This window comes from Williamsia sp. Y712, from assembly GCF_059445525.1.
Genome location: NZ_JCAIUN010000002.1, coordinates 369,561 through 387,316 on the forward strand (window position 1 = coordinate 369,561; position 17,756 = coordinate 387,316).

The 17,756-nt window shown below is 63.8% G+C and carries 16 protein-coding genes; 8 read left to right on the plus strand and 8 right to left on the minus strand.

The annotated features are described in order from the left end of the window. Window positions 1-19: 19 nt before the first annotated feature. The 3 genes from AC1D75_RS16570 to AC1D75_RS16580 form a co-directional block, all read right to left on the minus strand. Window positions 20-1,129 carry a ferredoxin reductase gene (locus AC1D75_RS16570; protein ID WP_495516425.1) on the minus strand — a complete coding sequence of 370 codons (1,110 nt, stop codon included), beginning with the start codon at window positions 1,127-1,129 and terminating at the stop codon, window positions 20-22. Window positions 1,130-1,255: 126 nt separating this feature from the next. Then, window positions 1,256-2,374 carry a DUF475 domain-containing protein gene (locus tag AC1D75_RS16575; RefSeq protein WP_495516426.1) on the minus strand — a complete coding sequence of 373 codons (1,119 nt, stop codon included), beginning with the start codon at window positions 2,372-2,374 and terminating at the stop codon, window positions 1,256-1,258. 113 nt (window positions 2,375-2,487) lie between these two features. Then, the gene (locus AC1D75_RS16580; RefSeq protein ID WP_495516427.1) at window positions 2,488-3,063 is read right to left on the minus strand and encodes a TerD family protein; all 576 of its coding nucleotides are present in this window, start codon (window positions 3,061-3,063) and stop codon (window positions 2,488-2,490) included. 239 nt (window positions 3,064-3,302) lie between these two features. Here AC1D75_RS16580 and AC1D75_RS16585 point away from each other — a divergent pair, with 239 nt between their 5' ends. From AC1D75_RS16585 to AC1D75_RS16615, 7 genes are read left to right on the plus strand one after another with little or no spacing between them, the layout of a single operon-like run. Then, on the plus strand, window positions 3,303-4,508 hold the full coding sequence (locus AC1D75_RS16585) for a hypothetical protein (protein ID WP_495516428.1): 1,206 nt from the start codon (window positions 3,303-3,305) through the stop codon (window positions 4,506-4,508). Then, window positions 4,508-5,767 carry an HpcH/HpaI aldolase/citrate lyase family protein gene (locus AC1D75_RS16590; protein ID WP_495516429.1) on the plus strand — a complete coding sequence of 420 codons (1,260 nt, stop codon included), beginning with the start codon at window positions 4,508-4,510 and terminating at the stop codon, window positions 5,765-5,767. Before AC1D75_RS16585 ends, AC1D75_RS16590 begins: the two co-directional genes overlap by 1 nt. Next, window positions 5,764-7,056 carry a phosphoribosyltransferase family protein gene (locus AC1D75_RS16595; protein ID WP_495516430.1) on the plus strand — a complete coding sequence of 431 codons (1,293 nt, stop codon included), beginning with the start codon at window positions 5,764-5,766 and terminating at the stop codon, window positions 7,054-7,056. The genes AC1D75_RS16590 and AC1D75_RS16595 overlap by 4 nt, the downstream gene beginning before the upstream one ends. Next, window positions 7,053-8,186, plus strand: a complete 1,134-nt coding sequence (locus AC1D75_RS16600) for a cysteine protease StiP family protein (RefSeq protein ID WP_495516431.1) — start codon at window positions 7,053-7,055, stop codon at window positions 8,184-8,186. The genes AC1D75_RS16595 and AC1D75_RS16600 overlap by 4 nt, the downstream gene beginning before the upstream one ends. Then, on the plus strand, window positions 8,183-9,133 hold the full coding sequence (locus AC1D75_RS16605; protein WP_495516432.1) for an HAD family hydrolase: 951 nt from the start codon (window positions 8,183-8,185) through the stop codon (window positions 9,131-9,133). Before AC1D75_RS16600 ends, AC1D75_RS16605 begins: the two co-directional genes overlap by 4 nt. Beyond that, a complete protein-coding gene (locus AC1D75_RS16610; RefSeq protein WP_495516433.1) occupies window positions 9,133-10,434 on the plus strand; it encodes a TerD family protein in 1,302 nt (433 codons plus the stop codon). Before AC1D75_RS16605 ends, AC1D75_RS16610 begins: the two co-directional genes overlap by 1 nt. A gap of 38 nt (window positions 10,435-10,472) precedes the next feature. Further along, the gene (locus AC1D75_RS16615) at window positions 10,473-12,125 is read left to right on the plus strand and encodes a TerD family protein (protein ID WP_495516434.1); all 1,653 of its coding nucleotides are present in this window, start codon (window positions 10,473-10,475) and stop codon (window positions 12,123-12,125) included. Between the two features lie 22 nt (window positions 12,126-12,147). Here AC1D75_RS16615 and AC1D75_RS16620 read toward each other — a convergent pair whose 3' ends face one another. Then, window positions 12,148-12,498, minus strand: coding sequence for a hypothetical protein (locus tag AC1D75_RS16620; protein WP_495516435.1), 351 nt, complete (start codon window positions 12,496-12,498; stop codon window positions 12,148-12,150). Between the two features lie 146 nt (window positions 12,499-12,644). Between AC1D75_RS16620 and AC1D75_RS16625 the strand changes: the two genes are divergently transcribed. Further along, window positions 12,645-12,989, plus strand: a complete 345-nt coding sequence (locus tag AC1D75_RS16625; RefSeq protein ID WP_482139465.1) for an RNA polymerase-binding protein RbpA — start codon at window positions 12,645-12,647, stop codon at window positions 12,987-12,989. A gap of 100 nt (window positions 12,990-13,089) precedes the next feature. Here the strand turns inward: AC1D75_RS16625 and AC1D75_RS16630 are convergent, their stop codons facing one another. From AC1D75_RS16630 to AC1D75_RS16645, 4 genes are all read right to left on the minus strand, one after another. Further along, a complete protein-coding gene (locus AC1D75_RS16630; RefSeq protein WP_495516436.1) occupies window positions 13,090-13,881 on the minus strand; it encodes a polyprenol monophosphomannose synthase in 792 nt (263 codons plus the stop codon). Further along, window positions 13,865-15,502, minus strand: a complete 1,638-nt coding sequence (gene lnt, locus AC1D75_RS16635; RefSeq protein WP_495516437.1) for an apolipoprotein N-acyltransferase — start codon at window positions 15,500-15,502, stop codon at window positions 13,865-13,867. Before lnt ends, AC1D75_RS16630 begins: the two co-directional genes overlap by 17 nt. After that, complete coding sequence (locus AC1D75_RS16640) at window positions 15,499-17,106, minus strand: amidohydrolase (protein WP_495516438.1); 1,608 nt, start codon at window positions 17,104-17,106, stop codon at window positions 15,499-15,501. Before AC1D75_RS16640 ends, lnt begins: the two co-directional genes overlap by 4 nt. A 66-nt stretch (window positions 17,107-17,172) precedes the next feature. Next, window positions 17,173-17,715: an FxsA family protein gene (locus tag AC1D75_RS16645; protein WP_495516439.1), complete on the minus strand. Its 543-nt coding sequence runs from the start codon at window positions 17,713-17,715 to the stop codon at window positions 17,173-17,175. Window positions 17,716-17,756 lie beyond the last annotated feature (41 nt).

A 17,756-nucleotide genomic window follows, 5' to 3' on the forward strand; every position in this document is an offset into this window, starting at 1 on the left:
GGTTCGCACGTGTGCCGGCTCAGAGATCCAGCGTGCATTCACCAGAGACGGTGCTGATACATGTCTGGATTCGGTCCCCTTCTCTACGTTCGTCCCCGGAACGCAGGTCGCGTACGTATCCGCCTTCCAGTGGGACCACGCACGATTGGCAGATCCCCATCCGGCAGCCGAACGGCATCTGGATACCGAGTTCTTCGCCGGCCTCCAGAAGCGTTGTCGCCCCATCGATCTGTGCTTCTTTGTTGGACTTCGTGAAGGTGACGGTGCCACCTTCACCACCCTTGTCGGTGCGTGCGATGGCGAAGCGCTCAATGTGTAACCGGTCTCGTAGCCCGCCACGTTCCCACACCTGTTCTGCGGCGTCGAGCATCTCCACCGGACCGCAGGCCCAACATTCACGTTCCTGCCAATCAGGGACGACGGACGACAGGTCGTTGAGATCGAGCTTGCCGTGTTCGCGGGTCAGACGCATTTCCAGCTCGTACCCCTCGGAGGTGTTCTCCAATCCGATGAGCTCGTCGTGGAAGATGACACTTTCGCGGTCCGGGGCGGAGTGGATGTGCACCACGTCGGGCATCTGCCCTCGGCCGTCGAGTGCCCGGAGCATGGCCATCACCGGTGTCACGCCGGACCCGGCAGTGAGGAAGAGAATTTTGTCGGGTACCGGATTCGGTAGCGAGAAGTCACCTTTGGGTGCGGCCAGCCGGATGACGGTGCCCGGCGCCGCGCCATCTACGAGGTGGCTGGAGAGGAAACCGTCCGGGTTGGCCTTCACCGTCACCGAGATGACTTTTCCATCGCCTGCAATGGATGTCAGCGAGTACGAGCGCCAGTGCCATCGGCCATCTATCTGAAGACCGATCCCCACATATTGTCCGGGACGGTAATTATGACGAAATCCCCAACCGGTCTTGATGTCGACGGTGGCGGTGTCGTCGGTTTCCTTGCGGACATCGACGATCTTTCCCCGCAGTTCGCGTGCCGACCACAGCGGGTTGAGCAGATGCAGGTAGTCGTCCGGCAGCAGTGGCGTCGTTGCTCTGGCCACCAGACCACGGGCGACATTGACCTGCGGACGCGTGGTCTGAACCTGCGCGGCCGGACGCTTGCTCCATTTAACAATGCCCACTGCCCACACTCCCCTCGCTCAGGATGGAATCGATGGCGGTTTGTATCGCCGTCGCTGTGCGCGATTTCGAGTGTACATGTGTACACCGGGTGGGCGGAGCTGATCAGCGTCCGGCCGTGTCAGGAACTAGCTGGTCGTGGCGACATCCTTTTCGGACGAATCGGAGTCCGCCTTGTCGGCCTCGTCGCGGCGGTTGGCGTAGATACTCGACAACGCTGCTGCGCCGATGAACGCCACTCCGACCAGACCGGTGATGATCTCGTTGATGTGCCACTTGATCGAGAAGAACAGGATCGCAGCGAGTGCGCCGATTGCCCAATGGGCACCGTGCTCGAGGTACCGGTACTCGGACAAGGTGCCGGCACGGACCAGGTACACGGTGATGGAGCGGACGAACATTGCTCCGATGAACCCAAGGCCCAGAGCGATGATGATCGGGTCTGCGGTGATCGCGAACGCGCCGATGACGCCATCGAAGGAGAACGACGCGTCGAGGACCTCGAGGTAGAGGAAGAGGAAAAAGCCCGCTTTACCGGTCGCCTTCGCCAGGTCGGAGGGTCCACCCGACTTCTCGGCCTGTTCGTGTTCGGCTGTCAGTTCCTCGGTGTGGAACAACTGGCCGAGACCGTTGACGGCGATGTAGGTGATGATGCCGAGGACGCCCGCGACCATGACCGTCGAGCGCTGGTCGTCGGCGGCGAGGAACTCCGCGATCAGCACGAGGCTGCCGCCTGCGATGACAACGGCGAGCTGATCGAGCTTGCCGATGGTGGCCAGTGGCTTCTCGAGCCACGTCAGCCACTTGATTTCGTTGTCCTCGAGGATGAAATTGAGGAAGAGCATGAACAGGAACATGCCGCCGAACGCAGCGATCTGCGGATGTGCTGCGGTGAGAATCTCTTCATACGATTCCTGACCGGAGCCTTCTTCGGGCACATTCATGGCCAGGTCGAATGCTTCGACCGGATTCAGTCCGGCCGTGACCCACACGATGAGCAGCGGGAACAGCAGACGCATGCCGAAGACGGCGATGAGGATGCCGATGGTGAGGAAGATCTTCTGCCAGAACTCACTCATCTTCTCCAGCACGGTCGCATTGATGACCGCGTTGTCGAATGACAGTGATACCTCGAGGATGCCGAGGATCAAGCAGAGCGCGAGCGCGGTCCACCCCCCGTAGAGGAATGCAACGCCCAACGAGACGATCGTGATTAGGATCGAGATCCCGAATGTGCGGATGACCACCCGTGCTCCTTAATTGTTGCTCTTACGTATCAACAGCACTATCGCGGAGCCCCGGAAGGTTCCGCGATAGTGCTGAATCATACGACTTCAGTTATTCGACTTCGATGGTCGAACTAGACATTGACGCCGTAGTCGCGGGCGATGCCTGCGAGTCCGGAGGCGTAGCCCTGGCCGATGGCGCGGAACTTCCACTCTGCACCGTTGCGGTACAGCTCTCCGAACACCATGGCGGTTTCGGTGGACGCATCCTCGGACAGGTCGTAGCGGGCGAGTTCGGTGCCGTTGGAGCGGTCGGTCACGCGGATGTATGCGTTACGGATCTGTCCGAACGACTGCGCGCGCGAATCAGCGTCGTAGATCGAGACGGGGAAGACCACCGATTCGATGTTCGGCGGCACAGCCGCCAGATCGACGTTGATGACCTCATCGTCGCCTTCACCCTCACCGGTGGTGTTGTCGCCGGTGTGCTCGATCGAGCCGTCCGGCGACCGCAGGTTGTTGAAGAAGATGAAGTGCTGATCGGAGACGACCTTCTTGTCAGCTCCGGTAGCGATGGCGCTGGCATCAAGGTCGAAGTCTGTGCCGGTGGTGGAACGGATGTCCCAGCCGAGTCCGACCGCCACTGCGGTCAGGTTCGGAGCCTCTTTGGTCAAAGAGACGTTGCCACCCTTGCTCAAGCTGACGCCCATGTCAGTACCTTCCTGAGGTTGATTCATACGTTGAGTAGGCCGATTCCGCGCCAAACGCTGGCATGGAGCCGAGCCTTGTCGTCAACCGTACGTGAATATGGACATCGTTGGCGCCGTCCACTCCGATACCTCCACATTTTTGCGCGATCTATGCACGGATCGAATGACAGGTGCCGCATTACCGGTGATCGCCGACCGCCACGGGCGGCGATTGTCGCCGCTCCCAGTAGGATGCGCGTGTGGCCGGGCGCTGGTTTCGACGAGATAGCCGTGACGTCGGTGGCGGGTCCACCGACGTCCTCACCCGTGCCCGCAATGACATGGTCACCGGCTTCCTGGAACTCGATCAGCGGCTGTCCATATTGGCCGATGGCGTCGACGCCGCAGCAGCGCTGGGTCTGTCACCTGACCTGATTCGATCCTTCGCCCCGATCCGGGATCAGTGCTACGAGACCATCAATCAATATCTGGCGCTCAGCGATCCCGATGCGACAGCTTCACTTGCCGACTACCAGAAGACGTCAGAGCAGATCACGAAGTCCATACAGCGCCTGGACCGGTTCTATGAGCAGAACTCGACACAGATCGAACATGCCCGGACGGCATACGGCGCGATTCCCGACGAGGCCGCCCGGGTTCGCCAGGAATCCGACCGTATGGCGGAGAAGCTCAGCGATCTCACGACCAATCAATTGGGTTACGCCTCTGTCAAAAGTGCTGTGGCCCAGTATGATCACGCTCTGCACCGGCTCGAGTCCGCGCAACTCCAGGTGTCCCAGGGTGGTGATCGTGCCGAATTGCAGGCCAGCACCGCCGCGATGAGCGCTGCGATCGAGAAGTTGCAGCAGGCGATAGCGGAAGCCCCGAGCAAGGACGGCCAGGCGCGTGCCGCGCTGGCATCGGTGCGGACGCGCCTGGCTGCAGTCCGCAATCGCAGCTCCCGCATGCCCGAGGCCTACTCGGCTCTTCTCCGCGAGTTCAGTGCGGCGTGTTCGGCAGACCTCATCGGGTACGACCAGCGAAGCGCCGTGGACCTGGAGCGCGCAGAGGCCGAAATCGACACCGCAGCAAGCGAAATAGCGTCCGATCCGGAGGCGTCGTTGGCCGCGATCACCCGTGCCCGAGCGGTACTCGCGGAGGCGGAGGAGCTGGTGGATGGAGTCACCGACCGATTGAATGAACTTCGGGTGGTCCGGGCGGACCCACCGGCGGCCGCAGGTAGAGTTCGGTTCCAGATACGTGATGCACAACTACTTGCAGTGAACCTGGGATTGGTCAAACAATGGGGTTCGGTACTCGACGCGCAAGTGCTGCGCGTGGATCGTGCGGTTGCCGCATTGACCGGGCGGCACCCCGACTACTGGGGATATCTGGTCGACCTGCGAGCCATCTCTGACTTCGTCACCGGAGTCGTGAACAAAATGAAGGATGAGGCACGGCGCTGATGATCGAAGAGTCCATTCCCGGCGGCGACGTGGGCCGCAGCGGGCAAGTGGATGAACAAAAACCGAACACTGGACAAACGGCGTATGGCGCCAATCGAATCCAACATTTCGCCGCCTTGGACGATGTCGAACGCGAACGTTTGTTCCACCGGTTCCCGGAGACGATCGAGGCCGACGCCGGGCCAGAGTTGCTCAGTGTGGCGATCGGCGCGACCCTCTACATTCCGGCGATTCGCGATCGCCTGGCCGAGTTGATTCTCCGACAAGGTCGCAATGGGTCCACATCGATGGTCATCGACCTCGAGGATGCGGTCGCCGATCACAGGGTTCACGCCGCAATGACAAACCTGGTTGCTGCACTCGATGATCTGGCCGACCACTCGGCGACTGTGCCGTTGCTGTTTGTCCGGGTCCGCAATGCCGAACAGATCGACGAACTTCTCGGACGCCTGGGTCGTGGAATCGAGGCGCTCGCCGGATTTGTCCTGCCGAAGTTCACTGCGGTGACCGGTGAGGACTACCTGAACCGGATCGACGGCGCTATCGCCGGTGCGGGCCGGATGCTCTATGCGATGCCGATCATCGAGTCGACGGCGGTGTTGCATCTGGAAACCAGGATGTCTGCGCTGAGCAATATTCGGGACCTGCTCGCCAAGCACCGGGACAAGGTCCTCGCCGTTCGGATCGGCGGAACCGATATGTGTGGCGCCCTCGGAATCCGGCGCGATCCCGATCTCACCATTTACGACGTGCAACCGGTGGCCGAGGTCATCGGAGCAATCGTCAATGTTCTCGGACGAGCGGACGGCACCGGGTACACCATCACCGGGCCGGTGTGGGAGTACTACAACACCCATGAGCGAATGTTCCGGCCCTTGTTGCGGCACACGCCCTTCGAGCAGATCGATGCCGTGAGGTTCCGCACGCATCTGGTCAGCCGCGACCTCGACGGACTACTTCGGGAGTTGGTACTCGACCATGCGAACGGACTTCAGGGCAAGACCGTCATCCATCCCTCTCACGTCAACGTGGTGCATGCGATGAGTGCGGTGTCGCACGAGGAGTATGTCGATGCCGTGGCCGTCCTCGGTGTCGACGACTCCGGCGGCGTGGAACCCTCGATCTATCGGAACAAGATGAACGAACGTCGCCCTCACCGCGCCTGGGCAGAAAAGACACTCGTCCGCGCACAGGCGTTCGGGGTTCTGCAGCCGGAAATCGGTGTTGTGGACCTACTCGCGTCGGTGGTGGAGCCGTGAGCGATACCGACAGCCGCCAGGTCACCACGCCCGTGCCGTACGCGACATCGGAGTTCGGTCTGCGGGCCGAACACGTCAGCGGACATCGCGGCCGGCGGGTTGACGATCTCGTGCAACCCGGACTGCGCCGCAATCCCAAACGAGCCCACCTCTGGGTGTCGACGGTGTTGGGCAAACACATCCCGGTCGCGCCGGCGGTGATCTTTGCCGCCGCCGGAGAACTCGGCGACCTGGCCACCTCGGCGTTGCGCGAACGCGACGTGAACGACGCTCTAGTCTTCGGATTTGCCGAAACGGCAACCGGTTTGGGACACGCGGTCGCTCAGCGGATGGGCGCGGGGCACTACCTCCAGTCGACGCGGCGTCACGAATCGCATGTACCGGTGATCGCGCGATTCGAAGAAGGCCATTCACACGCGACCGACCACCTGGTGGTCCCGACCGATCCGCAGAGCCTGCACACCGACCTTCCGGTGGTACTCGTCGACGACGAGATATCCACCGGGGCCACGGCACTCGACGCCATCCGGTCCATGCAGGAGATCCATCATCGGGCGTTGTACATCGTGGCTTCGCTGGTCGACATGCGAACCGACCGCGATGTGGCCCGGTGTCGGGAACGGGCCGGTGAGATGGGTATCGACATCGACTTCATCAGCCTCGCGCAGGGTGTCACAGACATTCCCGACGACCTACCCACGCAGGTTGTCGCGCTCGCACCCGGACCGCTGCACCAATCCGGGAACCCGGGACGGTTCGAGCGGTTGGAAGTGTCCTGGCCGCCGCACATCCCCGATGGCGGCCGCTACGGATTCGACCACAGCGATTGGGCCGAATTCGATCAGGCGGTGACCGTGATCGTCGCCCAGGTGGCAGCCGTTTTGGATCCGGCGCGTCCGGTGATCGTGATCGGACATGAGGAGTTCATGTATCTGCCTCAGCGGATCGCCGGTGAGCTGTCGTCGGTTGTCGAGGCACCCGTCCTGAGTCAGACCACGACCCGGTCCCCCGCTCACGTCATCGATCACCGCGGGTACCCATTGCGTCGCGGCTATCGCTTTGACTCACCCGAGCCCGACGTGGCCGCGGATCGCTTCCTGTACAACGCAACCCGAGAACATCCGGGTTCCCAACTCGTCGTGGTGCTCGATGCCCCCGCGGACACCGCAGCACTGTCCGCACCGAACGGCCTGGTCGAAACGCTGCGGGCAGGCGGCGACGATGTCCTCGCCGTGATCGTTCCCGGCACCGACCACCGGGCTCTGCGGGCGAAGCGGGGGCAACAGTGAGCGTGCAGCCAGAGGCCGGCTTCGGTGTCCCACTGGTCGGTCCGGACTTCGGTAGCTATGCCCCCGACGAGGTGCGGTGGCTCCTCAAAGATCTGTCGCAGGTGGCTCTCGAAGCCGACGTGGCCTCCCGCGAACAGCGGATACAGGCCGGACTCGCCCACTACGCGGAGACGCTGCCGGTCGAGTTCCAGCCCGACGCCGCCTACCAGGAACTCTTTCACCGGGTCCTCGACGAAAGTGCCCATCGCCTGGCGGTTGCGGTGGGAGCGGTGACCGATCTGGTGCTGGCCGAGCGCGGCACCGACGTGGTGCTGGCCTCGCTCGCCCGCGCAGGCACGCCCGTCGGTGTCCTGATGCGCCGATGGGCTCGCCATCACCACGGTGTGGACCTGCCGCACTATGCGGTATCGATAGTCCGGGATCGTGGGATCGACGCAATCGCGATGAGATACCTGGCAGCACACCATGATCCACAGAAAGTGGTGTTCGTCGATGGTTGGACCGGCAAAGGTGCGATCACCCGCGAACTCGCGGCCGCGCTGGACGAACTCGCGCAGGCAGGCGGTCCCCGATTCAATCCGGACCTGGCGGTACTCGCCGATCCCGGCGCATGTGTTCGCACATACGGCACGCGCGACGACTTCCTCATCGCATCGGCCTGCCTCAATTCGACTGTGTCTGGTCTTGTTTCGCGAACTGTCCTGAACAGCGAGCTCATCGGTCCGCATGATTTCCACGGCGCGAAGTTCTACTCGGAACTGATCGATCAGGACGTCTCGGGCGTCTTGCTGGATGCTGTCAGTGCTCAATTCGATTCCGCCACAGCCGAGGCGGCCTCACGGTACGCGGATATCGTGTCGTCGGATCGGTCCCCGACCTGGTCGGGCTGGCGCTCCGTCGAGGCCATTCGTGAGCAGTATGGGATCTCGTCGGTGAACTTCGTGAAACCCGGTGTCGGTGAAACCACTCGGGTTCTGCTCCGTCGGGTGCCGTGGCGCGTCCTGGTCCAAAACGCCGAAGATCCGGCGCACGAGCACATCCGGGCACTTGCCGACGCGCGATCGGTGCCCGTGGAGGTGGTCCCGGAGTTGGCATACAGCGCTGTGGGCCTGGTGAAAGAGGTCTTGTGAGCGGTCGTACCCGGGTATCACCCACCTCACCGGCGTTGGTGGCGTTGGACATGGACCGGACGCTGATCTATTCGGAGAATGCGATCACACAGGGCGCCCCGGATGCCTCGCGTGCGGCGGCGATGTTGGCTTCGGCGCGTTGTGTGGAGCTCTACCAGGGCAAACCGCAGTCGTACATGTCGCAGACCTCGATCGGGTTACTCCTCGAACTCGACCGGATCGCACAGGTGGTGCCGACGACAACCCGGACCATCGAACAATTCCGGCGGATTGAATTGCCCATGGGCACAACCGCGTTCGCGATCACGAGCAACGGTGGAAACATCCTGGTCAACGGCCGGCCGGATGAAGATTGGTCCGCGCACGTCGCCGGGTTGCTCGGCCGGCTCGGTGCCGGGGTCGACGACGTCTATCGGCGACTGAACGACGATGCCCAGGACACCCCGTGGCTACGCACGCTGCGAATTGCCGATGGGCTCTTCTGCTACGCGGTCGTCGAACTCGAGCTGCTGCCACCGGATGTGGTGCCGGCGTGGGCGAGTTGGGCCGCGGAGGTCGGCTGGAATGTCTCGCGGCAGGGCCGAAAGGTGTACGTCATGCCCAATCCGGTCACGAAACACATCGCCGTAGAAGAGGTTCGCAGACGGATGTCGGTGTGGCCTCATCTGAGCCTGGCGGCCGGTGACGGCGTGTTGGATCAACCGATACTGGTCGGGGCCGACGCCGCGATCCGGCCTCGGCACGGTGAGCTGGAAGAACTCGGGTGGCAACACCCGAACGTCGCGATCACCGCAGAACGAGGCCTGGCTGCTTCGGAGGAGATGCTGAACTGGCTGTTGGGACGGGCAGGCACAATGGTGGGAGCCGTTAAACCGGACATGCCGTCCAGCGCGCCGACAGGTGTGGACGGAGCCATCAATTCAATACCCAACGAAGGGCACAGGTGATGACAACAACACTGGTCAAGGGGCAGAACGGTCCGCTCAACGCGTCGACGGTGGAGATCACCGTCGATCTTGCGGCGGCAGGTGACCTCTCGGCGTTGCTCGTCACCGACAGCGGCAAGGTCCGCACGGACGCCGATTTTGTGTTCTTCAACCAGCCCTCGGGTCCAGGCGTCACGCTGCAGACCGGTTCCGGCATCGGCACCCTGTCGATCGCTCTGGGCGCGATCCCCGCCGATATCGCCCAGGTCCGCGCGGTGATCACGCTCGAGAACGGAACCTTTGGGGCGATCGCTCCCCCGGTCGCGCGTGTCCTGTCCGGCGGACAACCGCTGTACGAGTACCGCATCGAGGGTCTGGCCAGTGAGTCGATCGTGATCGCGCTCGAGGTTTACCGTCGCGGTGGTGACTGGAAGGTTCGCGCCGTCGGCCAGGGCTATGCCGGTGGTTTCGCGGCGCTGGTCACCGATCATGGGGTTTCGGTGGACGATGCACCCGCCCCGACTCCTTCTGCCCCGACCCCTTCTGCGCCGCCACCTCCCGCCCCGACCCCTCCGGCAGCAGCCGCACCAGCGCCCAATTATTCACGCCCGCAGGCTGCGGCACCCAGCTACCCGTCGCAGCCCGCCGCACCGGCAGCGGCGGCATACACACCCCCTCAGCAGCAACCGCCGGCACCGGCCGGCCGACCCGAAGTCAGCCTGCGGAAGGGCCATCCCGTCAGTTTGACCAAGGGCCAACGGGTTTCGCTGAACAAAGACGGCGGAGTCGCGCTCACCAACATTCAGATGGGTCTCGGTTGGGATCCCGTTGTGGTGAAGAAACGGTTCGGTAACCGCAGCGCAGACATCGACCTGGACGCGTCGGTCGTCATGTTCGCCGACACACAGGCTGCTGACGTCGTCTATTACGGCCAGCTGACGTCGAAAGATGGTTCGATCCGCCACCTCGGTGACAACCTCACCGGAGCAGGCGAAGGTGATGACGAAGTGGTCACCGTTGATCTGACCCGCGTCCCGATGCATGTCAACGCGCTCATCTTCATCGTCACCTCCTACCAGGGTCAGACCTTCGAACAGGTGGACAACGCCTTCTGCCGCCTGGTCGATCAGACCACCAACTCCGAGCTGGCCCGATACACCCTTGCCGGCGGAATGCCTTTCACCGGCGTGGTCATGGCCAAGGTGTTCCGCGAAGGCGGGGTCTGGAAGCTTCAGGCGATCGGCGAGGGAATCACCGCCCGGCATGCCGGCGAGGCCCTGCCGCAGCTACAGCGATTCTTGTCGAACGACTTCATGAAATAGACCCCGATGTGTGCGGGTCCGAGAGGAACTTTCGTCAGATGAATGAGCTGGTCGCCGGTCAGAACGCTCCGGCCGGTGAACATGCGCTGAGGTTTTCCGTCGCGGCGACGGGGTTCGAGGTCGACGTCGTCGGCCTCGTCGTCGACGACCGTCTCCATGTGCTCGGCTCCGATGACGTCGTCTTCTACAACCAGCCGGCGACCGGCGGTGTCAGGCTGATCGACGGCCGGTTGTCGATTGATCTCGACGCCGTGCGTCCGGGTGCCCGAGTGCTGTGCGCGGTGGGCCTGGATGACGTGCCTGCCGAGCTCGCGATGACCGGGCTACGCGCGGAACTGACCGGTCGTGCGCAGTCGCCGGGCTTTGCGCTCACGTTGCGCCCGACACGCGGCGAAACCGCGATGTTGTGTTTCGAGCTGTATCAGCGGGCCGGTCAGTGGAAAGTGCGCGCGCTCGGTCAGGGCTACGACGGTGGTCTGGCCCAACTGATGTCGAGCCACGGCGTCGACGTCGACGATGCCGACTCCACGGCCGATGCCACTTCGGTGCCGGAAATCCCTGCCGCCCAGCCTGACTCGACGGCCGCGTCGGACGACCTTGCGCCGGACATGGTGCGGCTCGGGTCCGACCATGGCGCCGCCATCGCCCGCGCCAACGTCATCTTCGAAGACGCCGCTCGATCGGCGGCGGGTTTTGTTCAGTCCGAAGGGTTTGCGATCGAACGTCTCGATCGGGAACTCGCCGATGCGTTGGCCGATTCGTCGCAGCGCAACTCCCCCGCGACTGCCCGTCTGCGGGACGCCGCGCAGAAACGATGTGATGAGCTGGTTGCGGCCGCGCAGGAGCGGTTCGATTCCGATTCCCGGGTTCTGATGGCTGAACTCGCCGCCATCGACCCCCAGTTGCCGCCTGCGATGGCGTCGTGGCAGTCATCTGCGTGGTCACGGACCGACGGGCATACGGGCGGTGGGTTGCGGCTGGGCGAACTCACTGCGCCAGAGCGAGGTGAACTCCGACTCCCGTTCTGTATTCCGACACCGATCCCGCGGCCCCTCTGGGTGCTCGAGAACGGTCAATCTGTGGTGTCGGTGGTGACGTCACTGACTCTGCGGCTGGTGACCGCCGCAAGAATGCTCACCTCGGCGTCCCTTGACGGCGTCACCATCGACGTTCTCGACCTCACCGGGAAGCTCGCGGCGCTGACCGAGTTGCTCGCACCGGTGATGTTGGCGCCGCCGATCACCACGCCGGACGCGGTGGCCTCGCGCCTGGACGTGCTCGAGTCGGCCATCGATCTGAACATGATGGCACTGCAGGCCGGGACCGATGTGGGCAGCGGTCATGACGAGTTCGGCGTTCGGGTGGTGATCATCGCCGATCTGCCGTTCGGCTGGGAACCGGCGGATCTGGCCCGACTCCTGCGCATCGTCGATCGGGGAACCCGTCTGGGTTGGGCGTTCGTTTTCGCCGGGTCACTCGACGAACACGACGGCGATCCACTGGTGGCCGCGATTGCCGACACCACCCTGGTGCTCCCGGTGACCGACGACGCGCGTGCGCACGACCCGTGGGTCGGCCTGGAGTGGACGCTCGAGGCCGAAGCGCTCGATCCGCAATCGGAGGTCGCCCACCAGATCGTCGCGGGTTTTCGCAGCCGTCAGTCGCGGTCGAACACCGGACCCCCTAGCTGACCGGACGTACCCGGACGCGCTGCTACCGCCAGCGTTCGGCTTCTTTGGCCAGTGCGACCAGTTCAGCACCGAGCTCCGTCAACTCGTCCCGGCCGGCCTCCTCGGCGACAGCGGTCGCGATGTCTTCGGCGGCACACCGCAGTCGGAAGAGACGTTCGATCAGATCCTCGGCCTCTCCGGAGCTCAGAACCACCGAATCCGCAGGGATGGAACTTCCTGCGACCAAGTTTCGTTGTTCATATGCGCGTTGACGACAGGATTGCTTGCAGTACTTGCGTCGGCGGCCGACCTCGGACTCGACGATCTCGCGTCCGCACCACGCGCAATTGTTGCGTGCAGTGCCGCGTCGAGACGCTGTGGCCTGGGGTTCCATAACCAGTGAGGTTACTCCGCACGGACGTCGGCACCGGTGGCCACCACCCACCAAAACTCCGTCCGCGACGCGATCGCGGAGGATTTAGCAGGACATCCGCACAAACGCGTAAGATGGATAGGTAATCCAACGAAGGGATAGTAGTTATGGCAGATCGAGTTCTACGCGGCAGCCGCCTCGGAGCGGTGAGCTACGAGACCGATCGCGATCATGACCTCGCGCCGCGGCGCATGGTGAAGTACCGCACCGACAACGGCGAGATCTTCGATATTCCGTTTTCCGACGAAGCCGAGGTCCCGTCGACTTGGCCGTGCAAGAACGGTATGGAAGGCACGATTCTCGAAGGTACGGTCACCGAAGAGAAGAAGGTCAAGCCGCCGCGCACCCACTGGGACATGCTTCTCGAGCGTCGTAGCGAAGAAGAGCTCGAGGTGCTCCTGACCGAGCGTCTCGACCTCCTCAAGGCACGCCGTCGGGGCACCAGCAGCTAGAGGTCTGACAGATCGGCTCCACGCAAACGAGCCACTTATACGAAGACGATCCACATATTTGTGGATCGTCTTCGTATAGGTGGCTCGTTTGTTGTTGGTGCTACTTCTTACGCAGCTTGTCGAGGCGATGGGTCAGGCCCCAACGCGGCACCTTGAATGCGGCTTCGCGGACGATGCTGCCACTCATCTTCGACTCCCCCAGCTCACGTTCGGTGAACGTGATGGGCACCTCGGCCACATCGAAACCGGCTCGCACCGTGCGCCAGCCGAGGTCGACCTGGAAGCAGTAGCCGTGCGATTCGATGGCACCCAGATCCAGTGTCTCGAGTACGTGACGACGGTATGCGCGGTAGCCGCCGGTGATGTCTTTGATCGTCACACCGAGCGCGATCCGCGAATAGATGTTGCCGCCGCGGGACAGGATCTCCCGGCGTCGCGGCCAGTTCACGACGGTGCCGCCTGGGACATAGCGTGAGCCGATGACCAGATCGGCGCCCGCGTTGACCCGGTCGAGCAGACGATGCAGTTCCTCGGGTGCGTGACTGCCATCGGCGTCCATCTCGACCAGGACCGCGTAGTCGTGGGCCAGACCCCATTTGAAGCCGTCGATATAAGCGGCACCCAGACCGTTCTTCACGGTGCGGTGCATGACATGGATTCGTCCGTCACCGTCGGCTGCCACCAGTTCGTCGGCGAGATCGCCGGTACCGTCCGGGCTGCTGTCATCCACGATGAGAATGTGCACCGCCGGCTGGGCCGCCTGGACCCGCTTGACGATCAGCGGCAGATTCTCGATCTCGTTGAAGGTCGGAATGATCACCAGGGTTCCCGCCCCGTCCGCCCCTACGACCGGACCGGTTGTGCGTGAGTTGTCCTCAGGCCCCGTCACCATGCTCCTCCTTTGACCATCCCCGTAACCTAATGCCTTGTACCACCAGGACCAAAAAACCGCAGACCGTCAAGAGTACGGCCAGACGCTCGGGCCACGGTCCGATCTTGGTGGCCACCGTCTGATCGGTGTGCAGCGGAATCGACTCCACCAACGCTGCCGGCTCGAAGAATCCGCTACGTGCGGTCGTGTGCCCGTCGGGCGCAATGATGGCGCTGACGCCGCTCGTGGCCGCGACAACCACCGCGCGTCCGTGTTCGACCGCCCGCAGCTGTGACATCGCCAGTTGTTGATAGGTCATCTGCGTGCGCCCGAAGGTGGCGTTGTTGGTCGGTACCGACAAGAACTCCGCACCCGACTGGACGGCTTTGCGTGCCGACCGGTCGAAGGCGATTTCCCAGCACGTCGATACACCCACCCGCACGGATTCACCGCTGTTGATCTCGACATCGACAACGCCAGGGCCGGTGCCCGGTTTGAAGTTGCCCGCAGACTCGGCGTACGACGAGAAATGCGTGAAAAAGCTTCGCCAGGGCAGATATTCGCCAAAGGGCTGGATGATCTGCTTGTCGTAACGGCCTTCGATCTCACGGCCGTCAGATGCCTGGCGCCCATCCCACACCAGCACGGTGTTCGTGGGCCTGCCATCGGGATTTCGGACCAGTGTTCCGACGAGGATCGGGGCATCGACCGCGATGGATGCCATCGTGATCAGTTCGGCGGCGTCCTCGTTGGTCGTGGGGTCGATGTCGGATGCGTTCTCCGGCCAGATCACGATGTCCGGCTGCGGTTGTTCACCGGCCCGCACCGCGGCGGCCAGGGCCATGGTTTCGCGCACGTGGTTGTCGAGCACGGCGCGGCGCTGCTCATTGAAATCAAGGCCAAGACGCGGCACATTGCCCTGAATGGCGGCGACGGTGATCTGGTTGTCGGAACTGTTGCGCGAATCAACGGAGGGCCACAGGAACGCCGACACGATCGGCGTGATCAGAGTCATGATCAGCGCCGGAACCAGCCGATTCCACTGCCGCGGCGCGGTGGCGGCCCACGTCAACAAAGCCGCCAGGCCGGCACCACTCAGTGCCACGGAGAAGGACACCAGCGGCGCCCCGCCCAGTGAGGCCAGGGACACCATCGGACCGCCGAGCTGCCCGAATGCGGCACGGCCCCAAGGAAAACCGCCGAAAGGAAATGACGAGCGGGCCCACTCGACGGTGACCCATGCCAACGCGAACCACAGCGGCCAGGCCGGCAGCCGGAGCAGGCGGACGGCAAGGACCCCGAACAATCCGGTGTACAGCGACATCACCACTGCCAGCGCCACCCATGGCAACGGGCCGACGTAGACGCCGATCCATGGCAGCAGCGGGAGGAAGAAGCCCAGCCCGTACGCGAAGCCGTGTAAGAAGCCCTCGCGGAATCGGGTGACGTCCTTGAGCGACAAAGCCAACACCATCAGTGAGGCAATGCCCAGAAACCAGAGATTGCGAGGCGGGAAGGCCGCCCACATCAACAGACCACCGATCGCGGCGGCAACCGTCCGTAGGACCAACGGCGTGCGGACAAAAGTGCCGATGCGGGCCGAGAGCGCCGACCCGCGGGATTCCACCGTGCCAGAGGTCACCGGGCGGCCCTGTCGTAGATCGCTCGTCCGGCGCGCACGGTGCGCACACAGTCCGGGAGTTTGCGCCCGGGCCGCAGGTCGGGCAGCGCCGGCACGCGTGATCGTGGGTCGGTGGACCACCTCGCCACCTGGGGGTCGGCCGAACCCGCGACGACCAGATCCTCGACCTCCCACACCGCGTAGTCGGCAGGCGCGCCCGGAACCAGCGTCCCGGCAACACCGTCGCGGTGACCGCCGGCCCGCCAGGCGCCGCGGGTCGAGGCGGCGAAGGCGGCACGGGCAGAGATCGCACTGGTGGGGTTGTTGTGATTGGAGGCGGCCGCGATGGCAGCCCACGGGCGCATCGATGTCACCGGTGCATCCGAGCTGAAGGACAGGCCCACACCCGCTTTGGCGAGTTGCGCGAAATTGTTGAGCGATCGGCCACGTTCGGCACCGAGACGCTGTTCGTAGAGCTGGCCGTAGCCACCCCACAGGGCATCGAACAGCGGTTGCATGCTGGCGATCATGCCGCCCGCAGCCAGGATGGTCGCTTGGTCCGAGGTGATCATCTCGGCGTGTTCGATGCGGTGGCCCAGCCGCGCCAACGCCGGACCGCCGAACTCGGCGGCGACGTCGGCGACGGCCTGTACCAGCACATCCATCGCCGCGTCCCCGATGACGTGGAATCCCGACTGGATGCCGGCCTCGGTGCAGGCACGCAGATGGGTGGTCACGGTCTGCGCGTCGAGATAGCCGACGCCACACGTGTCGGCGTCGACGTAGGGCTCGCGAAGGAGCGCGGTGTGTGAGCCGATCGCGCCGTCGATGAACAGGTCGCCGCCGAGCGCGTGGGCGCGAGTCGACTCGAGCAGAGCCCATGCTTCTGCGGTATCGGATACCGCAGCGCCCCAGTAGCGGCGGATCTCGACATCATGTGTGAGTTCGGCCAGCGAGAGGAAGTCGTCGAGTCCGCTGATGTCGGGGCCACCGTTTTCGTGGACGGCGACGATCCCGTTCGCGGCGGCATCGTCGAGCGCCGCCTGCTGGGCGCGATTGCGTCCGGTGGTACTCAGCAGCGCGCGGGCCGCGCGGCGCACCCGATGGTGGGCGTCAGCGGTCAGCGGACCCTGCGGGTCGTACCCGAAGGCGCCGATCAGCCCGTCGGCGCGGATACGCAAGCCAGTCGATGCGACTGCGGAATGTTCGTCGATCCGGGCCATATAGACCGGGCGATCTCCGACGACGGCATCGATGTCCGCTGTCGAGGGATGTCCGTCCGGCCAGGTCGACTCGTCCCAGCCCAACCCCCAGATGAGGTCGGTGTCGGTGTGTTCGGCGTTGTACCGGCGCAACCTCGCGAGGCAGTCTTCGCGGCTGACCGCATCGCTGAGGTCGAGTCCGCGCAGCGCCAGCCCCGTCGAGGTGAGGTGAACATGAGAATCGACAAACGCGGGTGCCACAAGTGCCCCGTCGAGGTCGATGACTTCAGCCTTGGGATGCAGTACCCGTCCGACCGGATCGGAACCGACCCAGACGACAACACCGTCTTCGATCGCAATAGCAGTTGCATCGGGGGCCACCGGCGAATAAATGTGCCCGCCGATCAGCAGTTGACTCTCCACGACCGTCCAGTCTGCCTGCCGGACGGTGGCGGGCTGTTGTCAGGGCTACCGACGGGGGTACAGGGATCAGAGGTCGGGGTGCGACTTGGGCAGTTGACGACGGCTCGGGTCATAGTCGGCAGGGCCATAGGTGGTGTCGACAACCTGTCCGTCGACAACGGTGACACCGGCCATCCCGCGGCCATATCGCGCATAGCCCTCCATCGCGCCGACGACCTTGCGGGTACCGACAGCGATGACCAGTGGGCGAAGGAGCATTCGAACAGGCTTGAGCAGCAGGAGGATACCGATGACGGTGGTGACCAGACCGGGCACGACCATCGCGATCGTCGCGCCGGCCAGCAGTGCGGTGTCAGCGACCGGCGCTGCGGATCCGGCGGGACCGGCAGGCGTTCCCGCCGCAGCGTTCTGTCCGGCGGCGCGGAGATTGGCCAGGACGTTGGCACCTTGGCGGCGGAGCAACCAGAAGCCCAGGACCATCGTGGCGATCACCAGCAACACCGCCCACGCGAAACCGATCGCAAAACAAAGCCCCACGAAGGCGGCTATTTCTATCGCCACGTAGGCGAGAAAGAGTGCGAGCTTCATCAGATCAACCATCCCGATCATCGGCAGTGCGTACACAGGGTCAACGATCAGGCCGCCCGATT